The organism is Oligella sp. HMSC09E12 (genome assembly GCF_001808505.1).
Classification (GTDB): domain Bacteria; phylum Pseudomonadota; class Gammaproteobacteria; order Burkholderiales; family Burkholderiaceae_B; genus Oligella; species Oligella urethralis.
Window position 1 is genome coordinate 1 of the sequence record NZ_KV793549.1, and the last position, 26264, is coordinate 26264.

General features: G+C 45.6%; 33 protein-coding genes. 4 read left to right on the plus strand and 29 right to left on the minus strand.

What is annotated here, in order from left to right; all coding sequences use genetic code 11:
* Window positions 1-216: 216 nt before the first annotated feature.
* From HMPREF3179_RS02930 to HMPREF3179_RS02945, 4 genes are all read right to left on the minus strand, one after another.
* A complete protein-coding gene (locus HMPREF3179_RS02930) occupies window positions 217-537 on the minus strand; it encodes a hypothetical protein (RefSeq protein WP_141743424.1) in 321 nt (106 codons plus the stop codon).
* The gene (locus HMPREF3179_RS02935; RefSeq protein ID WP_070469669.1) at window positions 519-1046 is read right to left on the minus strand and encodes a lysozyme; all 528 of its coding nucleotides are present in this window, start codon (window positions 1044-1046) and stop codon (window positions 519-521) included. Before HMPREF3179_RS02935 ends, HMPREF3179_RS02930 begins: the two co-directional genes overlap by 19 nt.
* On the minus strand, window positions 1033-1293 hold the full coding sequence (locus tag HMPREF3179_RS02940; protein ID WP_070469696.1) for a phage holin family protein: 261 nt from the start codon (window positions 1291-1293) through the stop codon (window positions 1033-1035). The genes HMPREF3179_RS02935 and HMPREF3179_RS02940 overlap by 14 nt, the downstream gene beginning before the upstream one ends.
* A gap of 65 nt (window positions 1294-1358) precedes the next feature.
* On the minus strand, window positions 1359-2261 hold the full coding sequence (locus tag HMPREF3179_RS02945) for a phage tail protein (protein WP_070469670.1): 903 nt from the start codon (window positions 2259-2261) through the stop codon (window positions 1359-1361).
* Window positions 2262-2320: 59 nt separating this feature from the next.
* Between HMPREF3179_RS02945 and HMPREF3179_RS12195 the strand changes: the two genes are divergently transcribed.
* Window positions 2321-2473, plus strand: a complete 153-nt coding sequence (locus HMPREF3179_RS12195; RefSeq protein WP_156099031.1) for a hypothetical protein — start codon at window positions 2321-2323, stop codon at window positions 2471-2473.
* Here HMPREF3179_RS12195 and HMPREF3179_RS02950 read toward each other — a convergent pair.
* The 23 genes from HMPREF3179_RS02950 to HMPREF3179_RS03065 form a co-directional block, all read right to left on the minus strand.
* The gene (locus tag HMPREF3179_RS02950) at window positions 2470-4518 is read right to left on the minus strand and encodes a hypothetical protein (protein ID WP_070469671.1); all 2049 of its coding nucleotides are present in this window, start codon (window positions 4516-4518) and stop codon (window positions 2470-2472) included. The genes HMPREF3179_RS12195 and HMPREF3179_RS02950 overlap by 4 nt on opposite strands.
* Before the next feature lie 14 nt (window positions 4519-4532).
* Complete coding sequence (locus tag HMPREF3179_RS02955) at window positions 4533-5816, minus strand: hypothetical protein (RefSeq protein ID WP_070469672.1); 1284 nt, start codon at window positions 5814-5816, stop codon at window positions 4533-4535.
* A complete protein-coding gene (locus tag HMPREF3179_RS02960; RefSeq protein ID WP_070469673.1) occupies window positions 5800-6156 on the minus strand; it encodes a hypothetical protein in 357 nt (118 codons plus the stop codon). The genes HMPREF3179_RS02955 and HMPREF3179_RS02960 overlap by 17 nt, the downstream gene beginning before the upstream one ends.
* A complete protein-coding gene (locus HMPREF3179_RS02965) occupies window positions 6153-6452 on the minus strand; it encodes a hypothetical protein (RefSeq protein WP_070469674.1) in 300 nt (99 codons plus the stop codon). Before HMPREF3179_RS02965 ends, HMPREF3179_RS02960 begins: the two co-directional genes overlap by 4 nt.
* Window positions 6449-7615 carry a hypothetical protein gene (locus tag HMPREF3179_RS02970; RefSeq protein WP_070469675.1) on the minus strand — a complete coding sequence of 389 codons (1167 nt, stop codon included), beginning with the start codon at window positions 7613-7615 and terminating at the stop codon, window positions 6449-6451. Before HMPREF3179_RS02970 ends, HMPREF3179_RS02965 begins: the two co-directional genes overlap by 4 nt.
* Window positions 7612-8076 carry a hypothetical protein gene (locus tag HMPREF3179_RS02975; protein ID WP_070469676.1) on the minus strand — a complete coding sequence of 155 codons (465 nt, stop codon included), beginning with the start codon at window positions 8074-8076 and terminating at the stop codon, window positions 7612-7614. Before HMPREF3179_RS02975 ends, HMPREF3179_RS02970 begins: the two co-directional genes overlap by 4 nt.
* Before the next feature lie 178 nt (window positions 8077-8254).
* Window positions 8255-9718: a hypothetical protein gene (locus HMPREF3179_RS02985; protein WP_070469677.1), complete on the minus strand. Its 1464-nt coding sequence runs from the start codon at window positions 9716-9718 to the stop codon at window positions 8255-8257.
* Window positions 9715-10299: a phage adaptor protein gene (locus tag HMPREF3179_RS02990; protein ID WP_070469678.1), complete on the minus strand. Its 585-nt coding sequence runs from the start codon at window positions 10297-10299 to the stop codon at window positions 9715-9717. Before HMPREF3179_RS02990 ends, HMPREF3179_RS02985 begins: the two co-directional genes overlap by 4 nt.
* A gap of 103 nt (window positions 10300-10402) precedes the next feature.
* Window positions 10403-11230, minus strand: coding sequence for a hypothetical protein (locus HMPREF3179_RS02995; RefSeq protein WP_070469679.1), 828 nt, complete (start codon window positions 11228-11230; stop codon window positions 10403-10405).
* Window positions 11230-11511 carry a hypothetical protein gene (locus tag HMPREF3179_RS03000; RefSeq protein ID WP_070469680.1) on the minus strand — a complete coding sequence of 94 codons (282 nt, stop codon included), beginning with the start codon at window positions 11509-11511 and terminating at the stop codon, window positions 11230-11232. The genes HMPREF3179_RS02995 and HMPREF3179_RS03000 overlap by 1 nt, the downstream gene beginning before the upstream one ends.
* Window positions 11512-11552: 41 nt before the next feature.
* Window positions 11553-12488 (minus strand): DUF5309 domain-containing protein, encoded by a 936-nt coding sequence (locus HMPREF3179_RS03005; protein ID WP_070469681.1) that lies wholly within the window; start codon window positions 12486-12488, stop codon window positions 11553-11555.
* A gap of 20 nt (window positions 12489-12508) precedes the next feature.
* Window positions 12509-13450: a hypothetical protein gene (locus HMPREF3179_RS03010; RefSeq protein WP_070469682.1), complete on the minus strand. Its 942-nt coding sequence runs from the start codon at window positions 13448-13450 to the stop codon at window positions 12509-12511.
* A 57-nt stretch (window positions 13451-13507) separates the two neighbouring features.
* On the minus strand, window positions 13508-13807 hold the full coding sequence (locus tag HMPREF3179_RS03015; protein WP_036560980.1) for a hypothetical protein: 300 nt from the start codon (window positions 13805-13807) through the stop codon (window positions 13508-13510).
* 15 nt (window positions 13808-13822) lie between these two features.
* Entirely contained in the window at window positions 13823-15967 is a 2145-nt protein-coding gene (locus tag HMPREF3179_RS03020) for a portal protein (RefSeq protein WP_070469683.1), read from the minus strand.
* Complete coding sequence (locus HMPREF3179_RS03025; RefSeq protein WP_070469684.1) at window positions 15960-17213, minus strand: PBSX family phage terminase large subunit; 1254 nt, start codon at window positions 17211-17213, stop codon at window positions 15960-15962. Before HMPREF3179_RS03025 ends, HMPREF3179_RS03020 begins: the two co-directional genes overlap by 8 nt.
* Window positions 17214-17218: 5 nt before the next feature.
* Window positions 17219-17641: a terminase small subunit gene (locus HMPREF3179_RS03030; protein WP_070469685.1), complete on the minus strand. Its 423-nt coding sequence runs from the start codon at window positions 17639-17641 to the stop codon at window positions 17219-17221.
* Between the two features lie 151 nt (window positions 17642-17792).
* Complete coding sequence (locus HMPREF3179_RS03035) at window positions 17793-18659, minus strand: BRO-N domain-containing protein (RefSeq protein ID WP_141743425.1); 867 nt, start codon at window positions 18657-18659, stop codon at window positions 17793-17795.
* Between the two features lie 247 nt (window positions 18660-18906).
* Window positions 18907-19245 (minus strand): sigma factor-like helix-turn-helix DNA-binding protein, encoded by a 339-nt coding sequence (locus HMPREF3179_RS03040; protein ID WP_070469687.1) that lies wholly within the window; start codon window positions 19243-19245, stop codon window positions 18907-18909.
* On the minus strand, window positions 19242-19631 hold the full coding sequence (locus HMPREF3179_RS03045; RefSeq protein WP_036561572.1) for a RusA family crossover junction endodeoxyribonuclease: 390 nt from the start codon (window positions 19629-19631) through the stop codon (window positions 19242-19244). The genes HMPREF3179_RS03040 and HMPREF3179_RS03045 overlap by 4 nt, the downstream gene beginning before the upstream one ends.
* Window positions 19618-20064, minus strand: coding sequence for a replication protein P (locus tag HMPREF3179_RS03050; protein ID WP_070469688.1), 447 nt, complete (start codon window positions 20062-20064; stop codon window positions 19618-19620). The genes HMPREF3179_RS03045 and HMPREF3179_RS03050 overlap by 14 nt, the downstream gene beginning before the upstream one ends.
* Window positions 20061-21071, minus strand: coding sequence for a YdaU family protein (locus tag HMPREF3179_RS03055; protein ID WP_070469689.1), 1011 nt, complete (start codon window positions 21069-21071; stop codon window positions 20061-20063). Before HMPREF3179_RS03055 ends, HMPREF3179_RS03050 begins: the two co-directional genes overlap by 4 nt.
* A 9-nt stretch (window positions 21072-21080) precedes the next feature.
* Window positions 21081-21374, minus strand: a complete 294-nt coding sequence (locus HMPREF3179_RS03060) for a hypothetical protein (RefSeq protein WP_070469690.1) — start codon at window positions 21372-21374, stop codon at window positions 21081-21083.
* A 59-nt stretch (window positions 21375-21433) separates the two neighbouring features.
* The gene (locus tag HMPREF3179_RS03065; RefSeq protein ID WP_070469691.1) at window positions 21434-21667 is read right to left on the minus strand and encodes a transcriptional regulator; all 234 of its coding nucleotides are present in this window, start codon (window positions 21665-21667) and stop codon (window positions 21434-21436) included.
* 107 nt (window positions 21668-21774) lie between these two features.
* On the opposite strand from HMPREF3179_RS03065, the gene HMPREF3179_RS03070 reads away from it, so the two are divergent.
* Both HMPREF3179_RS03070 and HMPREF3179_RS03075 read left to right on the plus strand, forming a co-directional pair.
* Window positions 21775-22494, plus strand: a complete 720-nt coding sequence (locus tag HMPREF3179_RS03070; protein ID WP_070469692.1) for an XRE family transcriptional regulator — start codon at window positions 21775-21777, stop codon at window positions 22492-22494.
* A gap of 68 nt (window positions 22495-22562) precedes the next feature.
* Window positions 22563-23498: a S49 family peptidase domain-containing protein gene (locus HMPREF3179_RS03075; protein WP_070469693.1), complete on the plus strand. Its 936-nt coding sequence runs from the start codon at window positions 22563-22565 to the stop codon at window positions 23496-23498.
* Between the two features lie 219 nt (window positions 23499-23717).
* Here HMPREF3179_RS03075 and HMPREF3179_RS12635 read toward each other — a convergent pair whose 3' ends face one another.
* Window positions 23718-23855 carry a YHYH domain-containing protein gene (locus HMPREF3179_RS12635; protein ID WP_141743426.1) on the minus strand — a complete coding sequence of 46 codons (138 nt, stop codon included), beginning with the start codon at window positions 23853-23855 and terminating at the stop codon, window positions 23718-23720.
* A 49-nt stretch (window positions 23856-23904) separates the two neighbouring features.
* A complete protein-coding gene (locus HMPREF3179_RS03080) occupies window positions 23905-24453 on the minus strand; it encodes a hypothetical protein (protein WP_070469694.1) in 549 nt (182 codons plus the stop codon).
* Window positions 24454-25580: 1127 nt separating this feature from the next.
* Here HMPREF3179_RS03080 and HMPREF3179_RS03090 point away from each other — a divergent pair.
* Window positions 25581-26264: YqaJ viral recombinase family nuclease (locus HMPREF3179_RS03090; protein WP_141743427.1), on the plus strand; the 684-nt coding region annotated here is incomplete at its 3' end.

Here is a 26264-nt window from a genome sequence, read left to right on the forward strand (position 1 = left end):
GTATGAAACTTGGCTTAATGGACGAGAGGATAGCTCAGAAATGCGGGCTATGTGGGCAAGTGAGCAAGAGTTATAATAGTTTACTTCCACAGCCCCACTACCGCATCTAGCTTAATCTTGCACTCATAATATCGAGTAACTGCGTCCGCCAATGCTACGGCAACATCATCAAAGTGATTGCCGGCTGGTGGCTGTGGGTCGGTACAAGTCAGTAAATTACCGGGTAAAGGCGGGCGTGTATAGCTTGTAGATGTGTTGCATGCGGTCAGCGTCAGCATAGCAGTCAAACTCAGCAAGATTTTTGTAGTTCTGACTAAACTCATCGTGACGTACTCCGATTTGTATTAATGATGTTTGCGCAACGCTGGACGCTCTTAATAGCTCATCAGCGGCTGTTTTATAGCTCTCAAGTTCAGCCACATACTGCGCCTCTTTTGCCGCTGCTTTACCTGCGTTGTATTGCAGTTGGCCATAAACGTAAATTAGCGTACCCACGACCACCGCAACACCAGCCCCCATTACATACCTTTTAAACATAGCTCCCTCTCCGCTAATCGACGATTATATAACCCACGCACAAACGTGGTACCAACATACGACCACACCGGTTTTCCCGTTGCGCTATGAGCAATGGCATCGCAACCTGCCCTAATATCACCTGCGTTAATCAGTCGCACAGCCCTACTCTTACACGTGTTATTAACACCGACATTGTGAGCGTGGCTGGTCAATGCGTCAAAGACGTTCTGTGTGATATGTGAATTAGTGACGCACTCAGCTAGCTTCATTTGCGTTTGTACAGTGACGTGCGTCTCGACTTCTTCGCACTTTTCAGGCGACCAACGTTCACCAACCACCACCGGATACGGGCTAGTCCATTTAGTAATACCCTTGCACACAGTCGGCAATCCACCAGCTAACTTGTCGGCATAAACTACATACTCTCCCTCCCCCTCCCATTTGCCGAGAAATGACATTAAAAAAGGCGATGCTAATGCAATCGCCCCTGACACAACTAATGCTACTATTCCGTTACGGTTTTTCATCGCTACATCCACTTTTAATTTTTAACGTAAACTGATGCAGCTCTTCCTCTCTCTTATTTTTTCTCCATGAAAAGTAAACATTTGTTATCAATCCTGCTACAGCAACAAGCACACTAATTAAGCCAACCCAATTAATGCTACCCAACCAACTTAAAAACCCCACCGCAGCAGAGCCGATAGTGGTCGTTTGAGCCGTGGAAATTGCAGCCGCGTCCGGTATCTGATTCACGTAGTCACGTATACGCATATACTTCCTTTGGGGCATAGCTGCCTCCTTTAAATAGTCCAATAAAAAAGCCCTCTTTCGAGAGCCTACAATTTCATAATAAAACAAAGTGCATAGTATTTAGCTATGACCTCACTGCCGCTACCAGCCGCTGCGGTTGATCCGCTGATAGTGTGCGTATGCGCTCCCGCTGATGTGACTGATACATTATGAGTATGTGCGCCACCAGAAGCAACTGAGACGGTATGTGAGTGTCCACCGGCACTTGCTGCGGTACCTGATACCGAGTGTGTATGTGCACCTGCTGTTGAAGTGTTTTCCCTGGTGCTCTCATAACGATCAGACTTGGTTGATATAAATGAACGATTAAGTACGGAAAATTTGGTATAAAAATATTCGTGCGAGTGTGCACCCGCACTATTAGTTGTCCCCGACACTGAGTGAGTGTGTGCTCCCGCTGAGTTAGTAGATGCTGAGTGTGAGTGACCTCCTGCACTAGCTGCTGTTCCTGTATGAGTGTGAGCCCCGGCACCAGATGTCGCTAATGAACCTGCACCGTGACTGTGGGAGGGTATAGAACCATTACCAGTATTGCCCGGGTTATATGAACCGCCAGCTCCAATAATAAATCGACCACGTAAGTCAGGCGTCCCATTAGAGCCATTACAGAGCGCCCATCCAGATGGTATATTATCGACTGCGCCAGACCACATCACGACCATGCCCTTCATGTAGCCGCCAATGTCTACACTTTTAGCTAAGTCTGCAACTTCTTTAATTGCCTCTTGTACGGTAGCGCTGTTCAAGCCATTATCAGGCGTAAAGCTAGTGCCCTCTGCTGTCTCAGCTTTCTTTAACGCCAAATCGCGCTTCATGATTGTAGCGTGAGCACGCAGAATATCGTCAAGCGTGCCGCCCACGTTATCGCCACCTTGCGGCACGTTGTTGGTTGCGATAACTGATAGATCGTTTATACTTTCAGGTATCATTTTTTAATCCTTAAATAAAAAAACCACTCGGTTATGAGTGGTCAAAAGAGGTGTTAATTATGTACTATGATGATGAAGAGGATAGAAAAAGAGCAGATAGAGAATTAGATTTGATTTATCAAAAAGCGGCCTACGAAAAAGGATTCTCTCGAGGCGTATGGACTACTGCCATTTTTTGCTTTGCCATGTATCTAATTTCTAAATATTTCTAATCAAGCAACGAAGCCCCCATAAGTGCTGGCATTGGGTTTAACGGTGGTCTTGCCATCGCGGGCTGTTGCATATGCGCACCCCTTACTAATTGCTCTACCAATCTTGCATTGCGTAATGTTAAGGCCTCTGCAAGCTTATGATTTATACCGCCAAAAGCCATTGTTCCGGCGCTTGCTATGCCTCCTGCCACAGGACCGCCAACTGAATTGCCAATCATGAAAGGAACTCCACCGCTAGCCATGCCACTTACCACGCCTTTAGGCGCTAGCTTTCCAAAATATCTGGCAGTATTAGCTGGAACAGTTCCTTTCACCACCCTATTAATCGCTTTGATTTCTTCTGGGGTCCAGCCGCGCTCTGTTCCCTTAACTATCTTGTTTGATAGGTTTTTGTACTCGCTCCTGATGGCATTTTCCAAGCCCGATTGAGAATAGTTCGCCTTTCTATTGTCAGCAACCTCAAGCATCTTGTCTAACGTGCTAGATTTCATTGCCGAATGATATAAAGCCCTTGCTTGTGCTAGCTCTGGCGCCAATGGCGCTGTAAAGTCGTCAAAAGCCTTAATCATCATTGTGCCAACGCGTCTCTCGTGGGCATCCATGCTGCCTGCGGCGCCTGATAGTAAACGACGCACTGATTGCATTTGCTTAACAGTCATCGGCTCGCCAGCGTAATCGTCTATCATCTGCATTACACCGTTAATTTTTTCATACCCTTTTACTAACTTGTTCCTTGGTGTAATTAACCCTTCCTTTTTAGCAATATTTCTTATATTGTCTTTTATCGCTTGCGTTTGGTCAGCTGAAGCTGTAACACCACGCTCATAAGCTTTATCGTAATAACCTTTAGCTTTACGTTTAACATCCTCAGTTGTTAGTTTTGGTTGCTTTGATTTTGGATTCATCGCACGATTAGTTAAACCGCTGCCCAATAATCCGCCACCTAAAGCTGCTGCCATTTGCACTGGCGCAGGAATATCTAACTCTCGCGCAATTCCACCGCCCAAACCAGAGCCAATCGCCCCAGCAATCTGTTGGCCGGGATTAGCAGACAAGAGACCCATAACACCTTTCGTTGTTCCTGATGTCATTTGCGAAGCTTTGCCGGTCAATCCGGCAAGTCCACCCGTGCTAGCCATTAAACCAACAACATCTTCAGAAATGCGTTCGCTTGCACTCTCGGGCTTAACATACCCCACCGTATCTAATGCGTCTGACATTTTAAGTGGCTTTCCACCTGCCACTTCGATAAATGGGTTTATCATCATTTCAGGCAGAGCTGACAGGCCTTGTAATGCGTACCTACTTGTCAAGGCGGCTTGTCGGACTACTTGCCTACCAAGCTCACCAAGCCTTGAGCGCCGTTGTGTGGTCTGCGCCTCTTGAGGCTCAACCAAGCCCTCGGCTTTGAGCATCGCTAATAACTCTTCATCACTCAACTTGGTCAAATCAATGGTGTCGCTTGATTTGTCTTCTTCCTCATCCTCGTAAGTGTCATAAAGCATTGCCAGTAACTCTTCATCACTTAGCTTAGTTAAGTCAGTGACGTCACCGCCAACTTCTGACGCATGAGCAGCTGGGAAAACTGAATTAGCGATACGCTCAACCATGTTAGGCTTTGCTTGCTGCCCACCTACTCGACTAGCTACTTGATTGGCGTATTTAGCGCCCTCGCCGTAACCTGCCAGTCCACCTTTTAAGCTGCCGGCCTGACGGCTTCTGGCTTGCAAGTAATCTGACGCAAAGCGGATCTGCTCAGGTAAACTTTTATTTTGCAGTGGTTTGACGCCGTACCCTGGATCTCTTGCTGTTGACTCTAAGATGCCAAACGGACCAAAAGCTGTAGATACTTTTCCCGTGTGCGGGGCAATGCGCTTACCTTGTGCGTTTGGTTGGTAGTGATATGCGGTTGGGTCAGACAAATACTTACTCATTTGCCCACCGATCTCTTGTTGCATTACAGACAACAAGGTTCCATCAGGGCGACCATAACGCTTATCCTCAGCCGACAGCATAGCCACTAAATCTGCTGGTACATTTTTCATACTTTACACCTTAGTTACTTAATAAGTCCTCTGCGGCGCGCCTCTTCTTCCAGTGAGTTTTTTGAGCCGGTTTTTATACTGCTACTCTTTGTATCAATTGGGTCGCCAGAATCGTCAAACGACAATTCATATCGCTTAACTAATGGCGCAATATCCTCAAGCGTCAAAGGCTTTCCAGTTCTTGGGTTTACTCTTCCTGCGTTGTAAGCAGCCATAATCTGTTCGGGAGTTCCATGAATCTTGTCTAAGTAAATATTGTTAATACGCTTTAAGTTATCTACTTGGATGTCTCGTCTACTAGTGATATCTAAACGACCTAGAACGCTTTGTAAGAACGCCAACTCTGTCGAGTTAACAGCCCCAAGCGCACCTCCCGTTGGAGACGCCTCACGCATAGATTGAAGATAATCAAAACCGACATTACCAAGAACTGAATCATAGAGACCTTGCAATGTTGAGGCATCACTTTCTGGATCTAATTTGCTTAACATAGCTCCTCTACCTGTAGCCCATGAACTGCTATTGTTTAATATCTGAAGTGCGCGCCCAATGTCTTGGACCACTGTGCCTCCCGCTCTTGCTTCGTTTGCTTGCGCTAGAGCCGCTTTCTCCTCAGCTTCTTTAATTGCCTGAGCTGCTGGCGAACCCGGAATTGGCGCCGCTTGAGGTAGTCCAGTCGTTTGGTCAATAACAGGCTGTCGTGTTGTTGGGTCAAACACATAACCATAATCAGTTGACAGCTTACCGAGACCTGGGGCAGAGTCACCACCCACGTTTACGGTCGTCCCGCTTTGCGTGCCTTTGAGCATTGCGTCTTGGAACTCAAGCGTACCGGGCTGCAATCCTGCGGCTATTAAGTTGCGCATCAGAGGCGTTGTACGGCTTTGCTCTTGCTGATGCAGCCTGCTCAGCTCTTTTTGTCCATACTCTCTCACTATCGGGTTTCCATGACGTGAAGCCGTCTGCGGATCAATGCCACTAGAAATAATGTTCTGTGCCTCGTCCTCTTGATTCTGAGCCCTAGCCATTGTCTGCATTTGCATATTACGTAACGCTTGCATTTGCTCGGCTTGCGCCTTTTTAAAGCGGTCATCAATGACTTGTTGTTGCCCCTGCTGAAAGCCTGCAAAGCCTTGCGCTAAAGCCGGCGCAAATTGACCGTAATGGCCTGTTGAACCCGACAATAACCCGATTCCCATATTTAAAAGGCCGCCTCGTAATTGGCGACCCTCGTCATTGTCTGCATGTAATGTATCCAATAATCCTGCCATGACTTCTTCCTTAAGAACCATCTCCATTATTTCCTCCACCGCCGTAATCATTTATACGGTCAAAAAAGCTTTGACGCTTTGGTTGCTGACTAAAGCCAAATAAACCTTGTTGCTGTTGTTGCGGCTTCGGCATGTATTGTGGTGCATTTTTAGCCAACAAATCATTGACGTAATTCGTGTAAGCATCTGAAGCAAAGGTGGCATGCTTATCTCGCTTAGCATAGCCTCCAACACCACCCAATAAGCCTGAACCCATGCCTATTTGCTGCTGCGGATAAAACATCGGTTGCTGAGGGTAAGCACCTTGTTGCCCATAGGTCTGTTCCCATGGTTGTGGCAATCGATTGCGGTTGTAATAACTATTCATCCTAATAACCCCTTTGGCATATACGTTGGTTTACGGTAGCCAACACCTGCTTGATGCGGTGCTGACTGTATCTGTGGTGCTTGTGGTGCCTGCATTACGGGCATTTGTTGCTGTTGCTGCGGGAACATCCTCTGCTGCTCATTCATCAGCTCTAGGTACTTCTGCCAATCAGGGCCTTGCTGTTGATTTACTGCTTTCGCTAAGCTGTCGCTCACGCTTTGCGGTATACCAAAGCTATTCGTATTCCCGCCTTGTTGCAATAGCTGATTTAAGTCTAAACCATTAAAATTAATCATAATAAACCTCCGATTAAGCCAAGCCCGCCACCAATTAAACTACCAGGAATGCCAGCAACGCCACCCATCTTAGCCCCCATCGCCGCACCACTCAATGCGCCGCCTAATGCGCTTGCGGTACGGTTTCTTTGGTGTGGATTAGGACCTGTGCTAGATGTCGTACCGCCTGCACCCATCGTCTGGCCAATTGCACTACCCATGATGTCAAGCCCTCGCTGATCCCAATTCTGCCGCTCTAACCAATCAGCATAAGCTTGGTTTAAATGGTCTTGAGTCATACCTTGTTGAGCGTCACCAATACCAAGCAATGCTTGTGCGTTTTGGTACCCTGCTTGGCTCATGCCAGGGATTAGCTGCGCTGCTTGTAACTGTCGCTGTCGCTCCGCTTGGTAATTGCTGTTAGCCATATTTAACCGCTCTTGGTCTAAGCCTGCGTTACGTGCAAGATCTGTCTGCTGCGCCTGTAGTCGTCTATTAATGTCAGCTTCCGACAAGCCTGCGTTACGTGCAAGATCTGTCTGCTCAGCTTGCAATCTTCGATTAATATCGGCTTCCGCTAGCTGCTGTTGCATACCGTAGTCTTGCATGCGCATGCCAGTACTAATGTCAGCATGCTGTCTATTTAACATCTCTTGGTTTGCCGCTTGAGCCTGTCGCCATGCTGAGCCACCAAAAGCACCCTGCCGTGCCATCGCCGCATCAGTACTGTTCTGCACGTTGTTATTAAATTGACGCGTCACATCGTCTTGCGCTGACTTGATTGCATCATTTAAATAAGCGTTTTGCCCTGCGTATTGATTAGTGCCTACGTTAGTTTGAGCGCCTAAATACTGGTTACTGCCAACATTCGATGTTTGGCCAAGATACTGATTCGTGCCGGGTGAATAGTTAAGGTACTGCCCACCCATGACGTTATTTAAGTGGTTAATGCTCTTGCTGTTAGCTGCCTGAGACTGATTAGCCACCTGTCTAGTCATCTTAAACCCTGCGAGTTGGTCTTGATTCCAGTCCGCAATGCGATTACCGCCATACGTCTCGTACGGCTTCATAGCAATTGCTGCCGCATGACCCATAAACGGGTTTAAGTAAGGCTTGACCTGATCTGCAGGCTCTGTCTTGGTAATACTTGTTTGAGTTTTGCTACCACCGCCACCGCCACTCATAACAATTTCTCCTTATATTCGTCTAATGTCTCATGGGTAAAAAAACGCCTAATTTCTATGCTGATTGCTCGCGTGTAATCAAAGCCATGTAGCAGCTCACACACTAGCGTAATTAGCTCCATGTACCATACACGCAGCACATACGCATATGCTTTGTCATTGTCGTCGCCACGCTCATACTCGTTAGCGTCTAACCAGGCATGTATGCCGCTTGTCATGCAGCCACTCAATTGGGCTTGGTATGCCTGATAAAACGGATTAGCCGGCAACTTAATCAGTGCGGTTGTAAACGCTACGCTAATATCATGATGTGTAACCGGCTTATCACCGTCTATCAAGTCATCCCAAATCTCGCCCACATTAAAAACGTCCAATAAAAAAGCGACCGCATTAGGGTCGCCTATCCATTTTATGAGCTTACGATTTCTAAGCTCTCGCCACTCTTGGCTGTCATGCTTCATATCTTTTGCTCCAACTGTTCAATATGCCGTTTAATCTCGTCAAAGTTATTATTAACAGTCAATGACAGCGATCGAAACAACTCATAAAGTCGCACGTACATCATGCGGTCAAAGTCAACTGAACCAAGAGCTGGAAGTCTCGGGTCATTATCCAGTTTCTGTAAATTTATATTATCCGTCATCTGTAGCCATTCCTTATCAAATCCACATCAAGCGCTGATATTTCCATATTCCCAGTAAAACTAAACATCATCTTATGCCATCGTGCGCTACGTAGCGTGTCAAATTTGCCATCATGCAATACCGCTGGAGCATTTCCTGAGTCTTGCATATTTAGCCCTGAGCCGCTGCTGTGACTAGTCGCCATTAAGCCTGTCCTAGGATTCACTGAAAACCTCGGACGCACTCGCTTTAGTGTTGTGTAATAAGCATCATCACCGATAATGCCAGTTGTAATTTTTGAATCCATGCCACCACCGTCTGCTAGCATGAGCCGATTTTGATTGTCAATCACCGCAGTAACCGAACCACGGTAAAACCACCTTGGGCTTTTGTATGAGATGCCTGTAAAGTCGTCAAACGTACTGTACAAATCGCCTAGCTGGTCATACGTAACACCACTTGATTTAAACTCAACTACGGCGTTTATAGAGCGCAATATGCGCCCCCACGTTCTAGTGATTACGTTATAAACAAGGCAGTCGTTAAGTGTTCCACTGTCACTGTTTTTATTTACGAAATACCAGTAAACTAATCCATTAATGCGGTCGTAATAGCCTGTTGTGTGGTGCGCAAATTCAGGGCTTTGGTTTTCAAAAAACCATCTACGAATTGGTGCGCCGATGCTTACCGGTCTTGAACCGTCAAAGTACCAAAAATCATCTGAGCTAATAAATAAATGCGCCGTATCAATACTAACTACCGACTCATGACTTACAGCGCCAATTTCACCCGGTATCTGCTGCCACTGCCAAACTACGGGTGGACCAACAAAATGACCTAAATACATTGATTTTTCTTTATAAGCAACAATGCTATTACCTAGCTTCTTGGCTGCCCGTATCTCTCCTGGGCTATCAATTAATCTACCGTTAGCGCTGTTCTTTGCAACATCAGGTTTCCAATCTAAATGGTTGTATAGTGCACTACACCACCACATATCCGGCATATCGCCCTCGACCTCATCAACAATGCCAAACGCCATAACAAAGCCTGTCACAGCCTCAATAATGCGTGCTTTTGGGGCATCGGGAATATCTTCAAACTTACCATTGCGTGAATACTGGATCACGTCTAATTGATTAGCTGCTAGCGTGTCATTACCGAACTGAACAAAGCGCCATCTATTTTCAGCTCCGCTTGAATAGTCTCCACTATCTCTTGTTTGGTCTACCCAGCTATCTCCTTGCAACTCAATTAACTTCCCTCCAGCACCAACAATAAAGCGGCTCACGTTATCTAGTCTTGTGACAAGCGCTGCGCCCATCACCTTTTCATCTGATACTTTATTGTTTTCAATCGCCGGTACCAGCTTTTCAGCTGCTTTGTAGCCTTTTTCTGTCGGTACAATATTTTCACAATCCGTGATAACACCCTCAGTCATCGGAGGCAAATCAGGCGCAAAACCTTTTAGCGTCATCATACTGAATTACCTCTAATCACTAACCCTGCGTCACCGTGTTTAGCCACAAGGTCCTGCTCACCAACAGTTCTAATCGCATTACTGTAGGCTACTGCCCATACTTCGGCTGCCTCGTTGTCCTTAATGTAAGGTGCTGACTCAAGCAAAACAGCGTACAAATATACGTCAGGATATTTTCGAATTAGCCAATTACTTTCATTAGTTGCGCTTAGCGGCTCAAGGCTGGCGTAATACACTAGCTCATAATCAGCGCTAGAAGACTTCGGATAAACCTTTATCTTATTGCCAACAATCGTGTAAAAATGCGCATCGCCAGCCACGTCATGACGTTTACTTTCTAAACTAGACACGTAAACCACTGGTTTGTCGTTTACCAATACACTCTTAACTTGCCTAAAGTCTTCAGGTAGCGAGATTGTGCTGTCAGTCATACTGCCAGTAACTGACTTAACCATTTCTTCTGTTCTCAAATCCCGATTGATACGAGACTCGGCCAGCTTAATAAAGATCGGCAGCACACCATTTAAATCAGAACGATGTAACCAGTCAGCTACGGTTTCTTGTAACTCTGTGTAGTTCATAAGCTTTACTTTTCTCTAATAAAGAATTAAACTTTAGTTAACCTATGGTAAGGCGAGGGCGTCATTTGGGGACGTGACCTTGATCTAGGTGGGGAGCCCTGCATTAGCGGGGCTTTCGTTTTTTAGTCGGCATGACTGTGTCACCCTTAGGAATTACCGTCCGATATTGCGGAACACCTCTTAAATCAATACCTATTCGATCCTTAACCACATTCCCATACCCATCATCACGTCCGTAAGGATTTATTAGGTTGTTTTGTTTCCTAGCAGGATCAACAAATACCTCTGACTTACGACTGGTTGCACTTTTAACCTGTTTCATCACATCATCGATGTTGTAACCATCACGTAACACCCTAGTGTCATAAATATGGTCTAAATCTATGATAAAGTTGTTTTTAAACGGATAAGATGCATCCATCGCTTTTCTTTGTGTCACAAGAGAATCAAATTGCTGTGGAGTCATGGCGTCTTTAAGTCGAACATATTTATTGTTCTCACCATTACTTATATCAAGTAGCCCTTTTCGTATGTTTTTAATATCTTTAGAACTTAAATTACTGCGCCTTTGATAGCGTTCAAACAAGTCTTTAGAGAAGCCAAACAGACTTTTCGCTTTTGTTGCACCGAAAGGTAAAGCCAAGCTGGACAAGCCTCCGATAATATCACCCGAGCTTCCCAGATTATCCTGCCACCCAACTTTGCGGAATTGGTCAGCAATCCAATCAGAGCCTAATACCGGACGTCCTAAGCTTGGCAACTCACCATTGAACAAATCAAAGGATTGATTAGCGTAGTTAATCCCATCAATCGCTCTATTTAAGCCATAAGTTACCGCATCCACCGGAAAGCCTAACGGCTCAATCACAGCCGTTCTTGATAAGCCACCGCCAACATCAGACAATTTAAAATCATCTAAAAGCCCAGGCATTAAACCCTACCTTTCCACACTCTAAAATGACTCAGTGCGGGGTCGTTTAATATCCGCTTAATGTGTTCATCGTTATTCATCAGCTCATTAAACGTGATGCCGTTATTGTTACAGTAAGCTTCTAAAATCACGTTAGGAATCGTCATAGCGTGCTTTAACTCATTGCTGCCGTGTAGCCCCTCATTGCTCTTAGCTTTCGCCTCTCGCAGAATATCGCCTACGTCTTGCGCACGCTCAACGATAACAATGTCGCCGCCGCCGTCATGTAACTTTGTTCTCATAGCTAAAGAGCGCCCATTGCTGAGCGCTCCTCCGATTAAAGTTAAGCCGCTAGGTCACGGATAACACCGCTTGATTTCTCATTTCCAACTCGCAACGTATACTGTACAGTGATTTCTTTGGAAATCGCACCGCCCGTATACGCAAGGTCTTTCTGCTGGAACGGTTGCAAGTAAGCAGTACTAAACTTCTCAGTCTCCAACACGTAAGCGGTTTTCGTATCAACAATGCGGCTTGGTACCACCTTTAATCGACCATAGTCGGACACATAGATATCCACCGCATTAATGAGTGTCTTAGCACTAGCAGCGTCAGTAATCGTCGTATTAGCTCGACCACCAAAAGTGCTAAACTTTTGTTTTTGCGGCGGCGCTAACAAGATTAAATTAGGCTTACCGCCCTCTTGGTAGCACTTCTGCAATACGTCAATAAGCAAATCTTCGGTAAACTCACGCTCGGTACCATCAACCGCAGCTACGTTGTTGTAAGGGTCAGGCGCTACGCCGCTATTGCCTAAGCTAACGTTAGTCGCAATCCAACCATCAAGACCACGTAACTCGGACGGCGTGCTTGAACCATCACCATCAACCGCTGTCTTGTTGTTAAGTAATGCGTACTCCATGTCTAGCTTTAACTCAGCCGACTTCTTGGCCATCTGAGTCGCCATGCGATAGAGATTGCCGGCTGAACGTGCAGCCTGTTGAGTCGTTGAAATACTCGGCGCCTTACGTGAATACTGAATACGGTTAGTACAACGCACGCCCGGATTGACAGTGTCGGTAGCGGTCGGTGCGCCCTCAACGGTTGCGTTTTTGCCAGGTGTTGCTAACTCGTCTGTCGTCCACTCATGCAGCGTATTAGTTGCTTTGCTGCGACCAATCGCTGACAAAAACGGCGTATCAGTTGGTGAAATGCGATAAATTACATCGCTCAAATCTTCACGGTTAACAACCGCTTGGTGTGTAGTAAATGTAGCCATTTTAAAATTTCCTTATCTGCTTAATCGTTTTGAATCATGCCAGCAAAAACTGCGGCAGCTGCGTCAACGCTTCCTGTACGCTTTAAACTGTCGTATGCTTTTGCTCCTTTTTGATCAGCACGTCTTGCGCCCGGTCGCTCCACTCGGGGTGGCTTATTCTGTGCTTTTGCTTTACCCGTCCTGCCTTGCTCGGTGAGGCGGTCATAAAGCATTGCTTTGCGAACTAATAAAACTTCGCGGTGATCTTGGACTCTGGCTAGCGCATCATCGGTATAACCAAGCCCTTTTAAATAATCCTTAATTTCGTTCTTTTCTTTCGCGGCGGCCTTTTCATCGGCCCATGCCGGCAAAACCTCAACAAGTTTTTGCGACTCTTCTTCAAGCACCGCTGCTTGTTGCTGATACATGTCTTGCTCTTGCGCTTGCATGAGTTGCATACGCTGGTATTGTGCTTGTTGATACTGTTGCTGCAAGTTCTGATAAGCGGCTTGCTGACGCAAGTACTCGCCAGGGTTAGTATCAATCAAGCTTGGGTCAGGCGCTTGCGCTATAAAAGCCTCTAATCGGGTCTCATACTGCTGCAATACATTAATTGCCTGCTCACGCTCAGCCATCGCTTGTTGCATTGCTTCTTTCGCCTGAGCTTGTAATTGCGCTGCTTGCGTAAACCGCTCAGTGCTGCTTGCAGTCTTTTGATAGCCTGCTAATAACTCTGACTTCGTTACTTGCTTTTCGACGCCATTAATTTTAACGGTAAAGAGTTCTTCCTCTTCTTCCTCTTCTTCGTTTTCTTCCGCGCCATCTTCTTCGCTGTCATCTGCGCTAAGCTCATCGTCATAGTCCTGCGCATCTTCTGCGTAATCATCGGCGTGTTCGTGCTCATCGTCTTGCAGTAGCGGTAAAAAGCCATCTTCTGCTGATTCCATGCCCTCAGTCTCAAGGGTGATGTTATCTTGGTCCATTTTCCAAATCTCCATTAAAAAAGCCCTCGATGTGAGGGCTGTTATAAAAAATTGTATTTAAAGCTCGTGCTTAGCGCCGTTATCCAGTAGCAATGCGGGCTTGCCTTGTGATACCCGAGCATTGCTGTGAATGCCACGATAAATAGCCGGCGCATCGTCACTCTCTGCGAACACGACAACTACACGTCTATCTGTGTTGTTTAGCTCGTAAATCTTGACCTGCTGCGCTACCTCTTCCCACGTAAGCTGTTTTGTAGCCTCTGCCACCGACTGAGCTGTTGTTCCGCCATCTTGCCGGTCAGTAGCACGCTTTCGAGGTGCTCTTTTACTTGCTGTAGTTGATTTAATTTCTGCCATAATTCCTCTCGCTCATTAGATGATTTGCTGCTCTCCCATTGACTGTGGTAATCCGCCGCTAGGGTCTTGAATGTCTGCTCCCATAGGGGATTGTCCAATATCGCCTTGGCTTGGTTGGATTTGTTCATCTCCTGATGTAGCTGCATTTCCTGCTGTGGGGTTAATTCCATCGGCTAAGTATCCTGTGTTCTGTTGGTCGTACTGGTGATACAAGTCTTGCTCAGCGTCTGCGCCCATCTTCAACGCCATTTCTTGACGCTTTAGGTTCATCTCAGCAATCAAGCGCTCACGCTTGAGCTCAATTTCTTGCTCAGCCTGCCAGCGCTTTAATTCAAACTCTTGCATCTTAATCTGTGCTTCGGTCTGCGCTTTAATCATCTCTGGGTCTGGCTGCTCTTGTTGCTGCGCCTGCCCCTCTTGTTGCTGGCTTGGATCAATAAAGAAGCTCTCAGGGTTTTTAAAGCCCATATTTTCAAGCAACTTCGCTCCTGTGTGATAAATCTTCTGCGCATCTGCTAAGCCTAATTGCATACCTTGCGTTTGCAGTTCTAAGATTTGCATCAATTGACCTGCGACTTGGTCACGGTTACCAGATCCAAGCCCTACGTTGATGACAAAGTCGAACTGGTTATGCCATTCCCTTGGGTCAATCGTTACCCACTTGTTGGTTAGCTTAATCACCTCGGCACGGTCTTGGTACATCGACACAAGCTTTAGAATCATGCGGAACAAGTCTTTAACACCGGTCTCAGCAAACACACGTGCGATAAGCTCAACACGCATTTCTGACTTGTTTGTGATGATGTTAATGCCGGTTGCTGTTTTATTGAGACTGTCTGCCCCAACACCTTGGCTGTAGCGCGTCCAACCGGTGCGGTTTTCACCAGCGGTAGTTACTTGCTCAAGCATAGCCAATCCTGAGCTCAAATCAGGCCTACCTGTCTGCAACGGTCCCACGTCAGTCGGGTGTTTGACTCTTACCACGCCACCGGGTCTGTTAGTCAGCAAGTCGTCCATGTTGACGTTCTGCTGGACTGCGTAGGTGCGTTCGTTGATTGTGCGATACAAGCCCTCCAAGTTAGAGCGCCAAATACTTGTTTTGACACGCTGTATCGCCATCGCTTGGTCAGCAACACTTAAACCAAAGAACTTGTGCGGCACCGGAATCGGTGTAATCGTCACAAACGGCGGTGATTCAACCTCTACGTTCTCAAGAATGGCATTGCCGGCACGTACAATCTTGCGCCATTTAGCAACGCCTGTACCGTCCATGTCGATTTTTAAATAGCACTCCGTAAGCTTTACTCGCTTTTCTACGTTTTCGTCGTGCTCAATTAAAAATCCATCATCACGTGTTACCGCTTCGTTATCGAATACGTCTAAAATATCGTCTGCGATGTTGTCTAAGTTATCGTAGCCAGCATCTCGTAGCTCACTCATTGTGCGCTCAACACGATGGCCTACAAAAACGGCATCTTCAATGCTCTTTGCTCCAGGGTCGATTAAAAACTCCTCTGGTGGTACATTATCAATCCGTACTTGTCCTTTAGATTTAACAAATCGTGCGGTTACGTTATAAAGCGCCACATTCTGCAACGGCTGACCTTGCTCATCAACGTCTAAACTAGGTGCTTCGCCCACTTGCTCAACGCCTATAATTTCCGCGCCATCTTCAATTAACAGGCCAATACCGGCTTCATCAACGCCCACGTACTGCTGAATGCTCTCTTCTGGTGTGTTATCCCAATACACCTTCAAAAATCCGTTCTTCTGTAACAGTGCGTCTTTAAACCACGTATAAAGCACTAGCCAGCCTGGGTTTTTACGGTAGAAAATGTAATTAACGTAAGCAGTCGCTTGCTGCGCTGCTTCGCCATCTTCCTCGTTTTGTGGCGCAAACTCTACTGCGTCATCACCAGCCGTAAATATTTTCATCAAGCTAGGCAACATCCACTCTACTGTATCCGACACATCGCTAGATACGAATGTAGACGCACCTGGGTTGCCGTGTGGCGCAAGATCACCCTTGGCTTCACCGTCATAGTAATACAGCGCCTTTTCTCGCTCTTCGCTTATGCGCAACATCTCGCCGCCTGTGGCTTTTTCGATCTCGCGCTGCGTGATAGCTAGCAACTCATCATCTGTATATTCTTTAAGCATAGTTGTATTCCGGATATTCCAATTTGCCGCCCCATGTTTCATTGCTCATCTGGTCAGCGACTAGGGCTAAGTATCTAAACGCATCTGCACCATGTGAATATTCGTCATGCCGTGGTGCGCCAGGCTCATTCGTTCTTCGGTTAATCTCACGCCGATAATTCTTTAAACAGTCCACAAGCCGCTCAGCCCGCTTATCGATATAAACCCTTGGAAACACCTCACGTGCGGCTGAAATGCCCTCCTCAATGCGCATATTAGGCACAATCTGCGTGCTTCTTCCAAGCTCATCTAGCACCTCTTGCGTGCTCTTTCCGGTCTGTAGATTTTTATGCGCTCCATCGTGCGGCAAAAAGTCGATGCCCCAGTTGTGGGTCATGTCATTCAGCTGCTTAACGTAGCTAGATACCGTGCGGTGGCTGTCCTCGATGTAGTCCACGATGTAAATCGCTGACGCAGAACGCTGAGCCAAAATAATCGTCATCTTATCGTTCCAACCAAGGTCCCATACAGTATGCGTTTTAAGCGTGCTGCTTGCCGGCACGTGCGTAAATCGACCGCTGGCTTGCAACTGTGTTACTTCGTTGTGATAAATAGCACCCTCCGCAGCTGGTAAGGTCTTACCTTCCCAAATCCACGCATACTCATGCGCAGGTCTCGTGCGCTTAGCTTCCAATCGCTCTTGCTCAAGCACATCAGGAAACCACGGATTATCGTAATAATTGACCTCAACAACAAACGCATTAGCTGGCGGATTAACAACAAAACGCTGATACGTCTCATCAGTCTCTAGCTCGGGGTTAAACGTGACCCATATCTCAGACTTAGGCGCGCGAATAGTCGGTATTAAAATATCCCACGACTTTTTACTGACCGTCTGCGCTTCCTCAACCCATACAATATCCACTGCTTCGTAAGACTTAATCGATTCGACCGTATGACTTGCTAAGCCCGCGAATAAAAAAAGGGAGCCGTTACGCCCCCTGATTTCTGTGTCCAGCACCTCGTAAAACTGACCTAGCTCCATCGCCTGAATCTGGTCGCTCAGTAATCGATGCACTGAGTCTTTAATCGACTTTTGCACCTCCCGAGTGCAAAGCACCCTTAGTGGCTTTTGAGCGGCTAACAGCAGTAGCGCCCTTGCAATGCTCCACGATTTCCCCGAGCCTCGACCGCCGAAGTAAACCTTGTAACGTTGCGGCTTAAAGAGCGACTGAAACTTGCGTGGAAACTTAATATCAATTTCCATTTTGTCTATTCAAACTCAACGTTAATTTTTAAGTTCATATCGACTTCGCCCGAGTGCTCGACCAGTTGCTTATCTAGGCCCAACAGCTTCGCTTTACCCATCGTTGCGGTCACTGCTGAGCCGGACTGCGATGTATCAATTGCCAGTTGTCGCGCTTCCTCAAGCTCTGCGATTAAGTCATCAACGGTAATCTCATGACGCTTAGCGTGCTTTGCTTTTAGTTCGTCAATCCTTGCCGTGACCTTGCCGTTGTCTAACAGCTCTTTTGCTTTGCGGTTAATTGTTGCCGTTCTCATTCGTGATGCACTGTAACTGCGTCTATAAGCCTCACTTGCATTACCTGTTTCGATGTACGCAAGACAGAAAGATTCTTGCTTTAGTGTTAATCTTTTAGCCGCCGGCGCGGCCTTAGCGTTGCCCTTGGCCATAGTTGTTACTCCAACAAAAAAGCCCCGCTGAAACTAATCAACGAGGCTATAAACGTAAAAACCCACCGTTTAGGTGGGTTAAATTGCCATGGAACAAATGCCTTATCCGCACTTACTCCACATTTTAGACAATTTTAGGTAAAAACTTGCGTCAAGTCAAGCGCTTGAATGTGCAGTTCTTAATATTACTGACTCTTTCGTTCCAATCCATTCCTTTGTTATCTAACTGCTGAAACTGTTTTGATAAATCCAATAAACAATCTTCAGTTAACGTCAGGGTCATAATAGGATCATGAGTCAACGAGTAAGCTCTACCACATAGACCAGAATCTAACTTCTTCAACACTGGCAACATGTGGTCTTGCATAAACTCTGACAGATTTTTAAGCCGAAACCACAAATTGATCGTATTCCAAGCGTCGATCTCATTTAAGTAACCGTAATGTTCCTGATGCTCAATTGCCTGTTGTGCTCTGGATGTAAAAACAGGCACAGGGACGCCTAGCACCTCGCAAGCGTGCGGAAAGTCCACGGCTTTGATGTGTTTATAGCTAGCGACTTGGAACTCGCGCTTTAGCATTCCGAAGAGCGCTTGATAAGTTTGTCCCGTCTCACCGCAAATTCTCATCACGCTGTTGTAAATGTAACCAACCTGCTCGTCTGTCATGCGGTCTTGTCGCACCCCATTAATTTTTGCTTGCTCTCTATCGAGTACGTCTAGCACCCATTTTCTAAATTTCTTAGCTATATCAGTACGCGCAAACATTGCTACTAAGTGGGCTCCTCGGAGAGAGTAAATCCGCATCTCAGCCTTTAAATTCGCCGAGGTGGTCAATTTGACCACCGTGGACATAGAGTCTGTAAACTCATCACTATTTCTTGCATATATTCTGGATACCGATCTGTCATCAGCATAACCTAATGCTTCTGCGAGTTCAGCAGAACGCAGCCAGACTTGACCGTTGTGATCTACGATACTGAAATTGGTATTGTTAAAGCTTAAATTTGTTGAAGTCATTTTGTGCACCCTTTTTGAGAGGTATTTCATAATTCGCCAAATCAAATATATGGCGGCCGACGGCTCAAAACCTGCACAAAATCAGGCGGAGTTATTCCCCCGAAGGGTATTGTATTCCTCGCACCGTCGGCCATAGACGTAAATTCTATGGACGTAAAAAAATCACGCTGACGGGGTGAGTGACCGTTTTGTGTAGGCTTTTGAGACCTACACGAATAGTAGCCTATCCACAAACACTTGTAAAGTCTCATATATCCCCATCTTGCTCTTCAAAGTAATTTGCAATGGCATATCTTGCCATTTGTAAGCGCCTACTGACTGTGCTCTCAGACATTGCATAGCGCTCAGCAATTGTCTTTACTCGCCAGAGGAACAAGTAGCGAAGATAGATAAGATTGCGAAACTCAGGTTCAAGCGATAGCACCGCTCTGTGTGTCCGCTTAACCCACGTTAAACGCTCTGCTTCTACCTCTTGTTTATAAAACTTGACGGTGTCGCAGCTTAGTTTTTTTGTGCCGATGGGGACTAAATGTCTTTTTGTGACATACTCCGCCCACTGCTCCAGTCGCGCATTGACATAGCTCATTCTGCCCCCAGCCTCTCCGCGATAACGGTTAACGCTCCACCAATGACAGGCTGACCATAACTAACACTTAATTTCTTAACCTGATTATCGTTGTGATACAAAACGCCCTCTAGAGCGTCTAGAGCGACTTTCAATGCGTTATCTAGGTCTACACATACCTTACTTGCTGTTTTGCTCGCTGTGAGCCTAGGGTGAACTCTCAAGATGATTTTATAATCACCATCATGTGGTTTTACTCGTTTTTCTTTTGCTATCCATTGGGCCGCATGTCGATAGTCATTCGCATCTTTGCTGCGGTAGGTTCGCACACGACCATTAACGACTGCTGTGCGCCAATAGCGATTGGCTGAAACGGGGTACGGTAACGTTAGCTCAATGCGTGCCACTGCTCAGCTCCTCAGTTACGTTTTTTAAGATTCCGCCATTTTTTTCAATGAGGGCCCTGATGTTCGCGATATGTACCGTGGCTTCTTCTGGGGTGCAAGGTGTGTATTCGTGCGTAAGCTGCGGCTTACTGTCTTGGTGCCTTGATTCGTGCTTGCTTGGCTCACGGCACGCTTTTAAAAACTGTGGCAAGCTTGGTGGCCAGTCGTACATGTCTCGGCAGTTCTCAAGTCCTCGTTTAATCATTTGCGGCGTGATGCTATCCTCTACGAATGCTTCAGCCCATGCCTCCTGCCAGTTATCAATAGCCTCTGCATCTGGAAAGCTAGCGCGCCATTTGCTTGGATACAAACCATCTAAACGCTTGTAAAGCAGCATGATTGGGCTAAGATCTTTGCCTTGAATGTTGCTAAACCACTCTTCAACTTTCATCATGAAATCACCTTTGCTTCAACATCAAAAACACTTGAATCGCCAACTGATGGGTTGCTTGCGCCTTGCATACGCCGCGTTATTTCTGCGCTCTGCGCTCGCAGAAAGTCTTCTGGGTTAAATCTTTGCTTCCCTCCACCAATTACCCTCGGCTCAGGAGCAGCTACAGGCTTCTGGTCTTCAATCGCTAAGTTCTTGGCTATGCCCAAGACGTACGGCCAGCTTGCGTTGCCCTTTTCCTTTGCGATGGCGACAGCGTCAACGAAGTGCTGCATGGTTGCTCCCAGGTCAAGCACTTTCTGCAAAGCTTGCGTTGATGACGCATTGATGCCTTGGCTTCGGCAGTACGATGCGATAGCTCCCCTGTCCAGTGTTCGGATTGGTACATCATCAAGGCTTGCATCTTCAGAATCCTCATCAGAAAAACACACACCAGGCGCGTTAGCGCCGTCATCTTTTTGTTCGACTGGGTTTCTTTTTTTGTTTGTTTTTTTATTTGGTTTATGGTTAATGGTTATTGGTTTATGGTTAGGGAACACCTGTTCATTTGTGTTGAGCTTCTGTTCATCTTCTGTTGAGTCGCTGTTGCTCTCTTGTTGAACTTCTGCTCCTTTTGTGTTGATATCCTGCTTATCTTCTGATGAATGGCTGCTCTCATCTTGTTTGTTGCTTGACGCACTCTTTCTAGCTTTTGCAGACGCTCTACCCGCTCTAGACTTGGCTTCCGTATTTTCTTGGAACTCCTTTATCATGTCGTCTAGTTTTTCATTGCGATAACAGTCACCAGCTTCGGATAAATAAAAAAATTCTTCTAAGACATAAGCCAAAGCGTCTTTCTCTGACTTAGTTTTAACTCTTATTCGTTTTTGAAGCTTGGGAAGATCGGAAGTGATCGGTTCTTCATTGGAAAGATATTCGTCAACTAACTCTGAATATATAGCGGACTCGATCAAACTAAGATGCCTTGTCTCAGCTCGCCAATCGTTAATGTTGTGTTGGAAATAATGCATAGCAATAACCTACTTTGTTGTACCGCACACACCAAACCCTGCCCTTGCACAGGCGCAGTGCGTGCCAATTTCATTGCCATAGGCTAAATAGTTCATATACTCGGTTGAGACGATGACTAAACCAAGAGACGATAGCACTCGGTCGAGTTTGTCTAGCGTGATACCTGAGTCGCCTGATAATACTTTTGATGGCATCGAATCATGCCAGCCTGTTTCTTCTAATATCTGAGCCTTCTTGCTTGGGTCAGATAGCGCAGCGCGTAGCGCCGTTTCAAGCGCGGGCTTTCTGTTTAGTTCTCGCATGTTCTTCTCCTTTCATAAATCCCTGAATGCTCATGAATGAGCTATCTGAGATGATTTGTTTATGCGTCTGATGTGCTTCGAAGAATTGACCAGTTCAAATCAGGCCTTAACTGCTCGCATGTGACGGCGCCGTTAGTTAACTCTTCGATTTCAAGGCAGCGCTCTGTGGGAACTTTAGATGCTAGGTACCAGTTATGCACCGCTTGCTTGGTGATGTTTAGCTTGTTAGCTAGCGCTGATTTGGAGCCGACAATAGATACGGCCTTATCGATAACTTGATTTACGTTGCTCATAATTAACACCTATAAATTGATTTGTCTTGCTTAAGTATATTATTAATTTACTTATGAGTCAATTATTAGATGACATGCGATGTAAACTTTTAATTTACTATAGGAATATGAAAAGTAAAGACGACAACAAATTAGGCGACTGGATTAAGTCAGCTAGATCGCATTCCGGAATGAGCCTAGAGGCTTTAGGTGAGGCCATTGGGCGCACAAAGCAGGCCGTTTGGTCGCTGGAGAAAGGAGTCAATGAGCCTAGTTATAGTCAGTTGCTAGATATATCAAAGGTGACGGGATTTAAGGAGCCGTTCCCCGGTCTGATTGATAACTTCCCAAGCCTTAGTTTTGACTCAAGCGACAATGCGCCGGTTGTTATATCAAGGGAAGAGGAAGAGCCTGCTGGTTACATCCGACTGGATTATTTGGAAGTCGAATCCTCTGCCGGTAAGGGCCGAAGCGTTGATTATGAGATGCCCGTATTGCACAAGCTTGATGTATTGGAGGATTGGGCTATTAGCGCTCTTGGCCGTAATGCGCAAGACCGCATAAAAATTATTAACAACATCGGCGACAGCATGGCCCCAACCATCCAAGATGGCGATATTCTTTTTGTAGACGTAAAAACAACAACATTCGAAGCTGAGGGAATATACGTTATTAACTTTAACGACGTTTTGCTTACGAAGCGATTAATAGCTCAGGCGGACGGAAGACTGGCGATTGTCAGTGATAACAGCTCAGTTTACGCCACGCAATACATAAGCGCTCGTGACTCACAAGACCTAAACATCTGCGGCCGCGTCCGCGCCTGGTGGTCGTTGAGGAAGTATTAGAAGTTAAATAGTTTGGAGCCCTTAAGCTCCTTTATTTTAATGATGGTGTAACGAAAGTTAAATTTATTATGGATGAAGCTTTAAAGAAACTAGGTGAGTCAGTCCAAAGACTGGAACAATCAGGCGTCGATCTCATCGCCTATTGTGGCCCTATTACAATAGGTGGTTATCATGAAGTTTGTGATATATTGGAACAAAAATCAAATGAAAAAGTTATCCTATTCTTATGTACATTTGGAGGAGATCCAAATGCAGGATATAGAATAGCTAGAGCAATAACGCATCATTATGGCACTGACAATTTTAGTATAGCGATACCGACAGATTGTAAAAGTGCAGGCACATTAGTTTGTATCGCAGCCAGTGAGCTTATCTTTTTTAATAAAGGCGAACTTGGGCCTTTGGATACGCAAATATTCAAGCAAGATGAGATTTTCCAGCGAAGCTCTGGTTTAGATCTTTTAAGAGGAATGTCATATCTAAATAGCGAGGCATCCAAATTATTTCAAAATTATTTGCATGATATAAGTCGTCGTGGTGGGATTTCTACAAAATCGGCCTCAGAAATTGCAGTTAATATGGTCAAAGGGCTGTATACTCCTATGTATGCGCAGATTGACCCTTTACGACTAGGTGAAATGCAGGCTGCTTTACAGATAGCCTTTGAGTATGGTACAAGATTAAATGATAAGTCTAAAAGCCTCCAACAAGATGGCCTCACCCGTCTTATACATGAGTATCCAACGCATGGGTTTGCGATTGATAGAGCCGAAGCTAGAACGTTGTTTAGATGTGTTAATCCACCAAGCGAAGACGTAAGAACGATAGGAGACCTAGTGGCTAATTTCATTTGGAATGACGGGTTTATTCCTAGGCCTAAAATATTTAATTTAACTAAAGATTTTACTCAGTCAAACAACGGGGGTAGTACAGATGAGCATCATGGAGATGGAATTCCAAAAGATATTGAAAAGTCAGAAGACAGTGACGAACCAGAATCATAGTATTAGTTTTCAGGATGTCATGAACAACCTGCATAGTACAATGCGCCGTCAAAATCAATTGTCAGAAGCGAGCGCTGTTATTAATAAACAGATAAAAGCTTTGCAACGGATATCATCAAAATAATACAAACTCCCCCTTAATACCAACCCGCTTCGGCGGTTTTTTTCTTGCCTCCCCTCTTCACCCAACCACCTTCGGGTGGTTTTTTTGTGCCTACCTTAATGACAGTGCCTGCCCCCATTCTTATTGTCGTTATGACAGCCGTTTCTATCAGTGCGTCCACTGTGGGCATGTGCCGGCGAGATAACAGATAGTGTGACCAAACAAAGCATTAATGCAGCGATTAATTTTTTCATAAGTGTTTCCTTTACATATTATTGAATTATTGACAAGGTGCGGCGTCCCCTAACTGCTTTTCCTAAATCCTGCCGCAATCCATACGATCGTATAAAACATTATCCACAGCAAGGCGACCGGAACAATAATAAACGAGAAAATATAAAACAACGCTTCCGAATAACTTACGTCTTTAGCGCCGTCATAATAATAGTCACCCTTGCCAGGTTCCTTTATACCAAAATAATTAAAAACCTCTTTTTTCTTTGCATAATAGCTAGATCCCACGTCAGCTTTTGCTAAGCTTTCAATTTTCGCCTTAAGATCATTGTGGCCATACAAATAAAAATAGATGGCTTCATCACTATACCCTTTTTCCCTTATCTTTTTTAAGACCACATCGCGCCACTCTTCACCTAATACTTTAGGGTTTAGGCCATCCTTACTGAACTCTCGTTGCTTCTTGTAACTCTCTACAAGATTAAAAATTTCGCCCCCTTTTTTATGCATTTGAATTTTGTAATGAATATTTGAAACGGCTTCATATATAAAGAAGCCACCAACAATAGTCAAAGCAAAGCTTAAAACAACAAAAATCCTAGAAAAACCCTTCTTCATTCATCACCCCACCTTTAAATCAATTCGTTAGTTACACATTATTACACACAAGTCAAAAGCTTGCCAGTAGAGGCTTTCGAGAAAGTTAAGTCTTTTTTTAATATACTTTTGTAAATTTAAACTTGACTTGATGGTAAATTATTAATATACTTTATTCATGCAGTACACAAACCGAACATCTCGGTATAAAGATGGAGCCGCGGCGGTAGCCCACTTAGGGACAATGCGGTAAGGAAAGCAGCAATGCGAGTACTTAAGCTGCTACGTGCCAGTATCTGGGAACAGCGTAGCAAATAGCTTTAAGCGCATTTAGTGAGTGTGTTTAAAGGTATTGATTGAACTTAGGCGAGAGATTGCGGCGAAGAAAAAGGCGGAGTGTTCTAGCCACCCCGCCTGATTCTAGTAGGTCACAACGAGAATCAATATCGCGATTGCGTAAACAATCTTTGCGATATCAATATTAACGTTCACCTTTACATGGGTCTTTTTCATCGCAGTAAGCATCCGAAAAAAGTCCATGCCGGCACGGACATTAATCCGTTGTGTATTTGTATAGCGCCCTTGCTGGCGCTTGCGGATAAGCCTCTAGAGTCCTTTCTCCGCACAAGGTTCGTCATTGCTCACAGGCCTAGCCTGTCGAGGTAACTAGCCTTGTCGGCTTCTAAGCGCTTCGGTGGTTCGCCTCACGAACGCCTTAGCAGCTTTAGTCACCTTTAGCGGTTTACTAGACCGCAACCAAGGTTAGTAGCCTTGGCATAGTGATTATAGCCGAGCAATCTCTCACCTAAGTTCAATTGCAATTAATAGAGGAGAGAACATGGACAAGTTAATCAGTATCCTAAATTTCGCGCCGTCATCATGCGCTGAGTGCGAACACTCAACACTAGTCCGTGACTACTACGGCACTGGTGACAGCCCTAGTTGTCACCACTGTAGAGCTGATGATTGCGAGTACCAAGAGGCTAGGCACGATCTGCTTATCAAGTACGAAACAGCGTGCGAAAAGCTGGACACATTAGAAGTGGACAGCCCCGAATTTAAAGCGCTTTGGATCGATATTAGTGATGCCGAGGCAGTGCTAGAAATGGATTTTGGCTGGGTGTAGATATGATTAGATCAGAATTAATTTGGGAAATTATCGGGTGCGTGAGCATGGTGCTATTTCCGGTTGTCTGGTGGTTTGCTTTGGTTCTTTGGAGTTAATTATGAATAGAGCAGAGTTTTTAGCACAAAGACGTAAAGGTATCGGGGGAAGCGACATCAGCGCCCTACTCGGCCTTAATCCGTGGAAAAGTTCATTTGAGCTGTATTTAGATAAGACCGGTCGCTTAGAAGAAAACCTAACGCCAGAGCAAGAAGAGCGAATGAAGTGGGGAACCATCTTGGAAGATGTTATCGCCAAAGATTACGCAGAGCAACAAGGCGTAAAGATTCAGCGCATCAATCAACAGATGACGCACCCTAAGCATGATTGTTGTGTAGCTAACGTGGACCGTGTCGTACTGGACGATGGTGCACGAGCGCGCTTTGACGGTGAGCGAGTAAAAGGCGCTAACAAGGTTTTAGAGGTCAAAACCGCTAACGCCTTTGCGATGAATAGCGATGACTGGGGCGATGAGGGTTCGGAGGTTGTGCCAACCAATTACTGGCTACAAGTGATGTGGTACATGGGTATCACGCAGTTACAAGTCGCTGATATCGCTGTGCTCTTCGGCGGTCAGCGTCAAAAAGTATTTACCGTTGAGTATGACAAAGAGGTATTTAACGATCTAGTCGCTCAAGCTGTTGAGTGGTGGCAAAAGCACATCGTA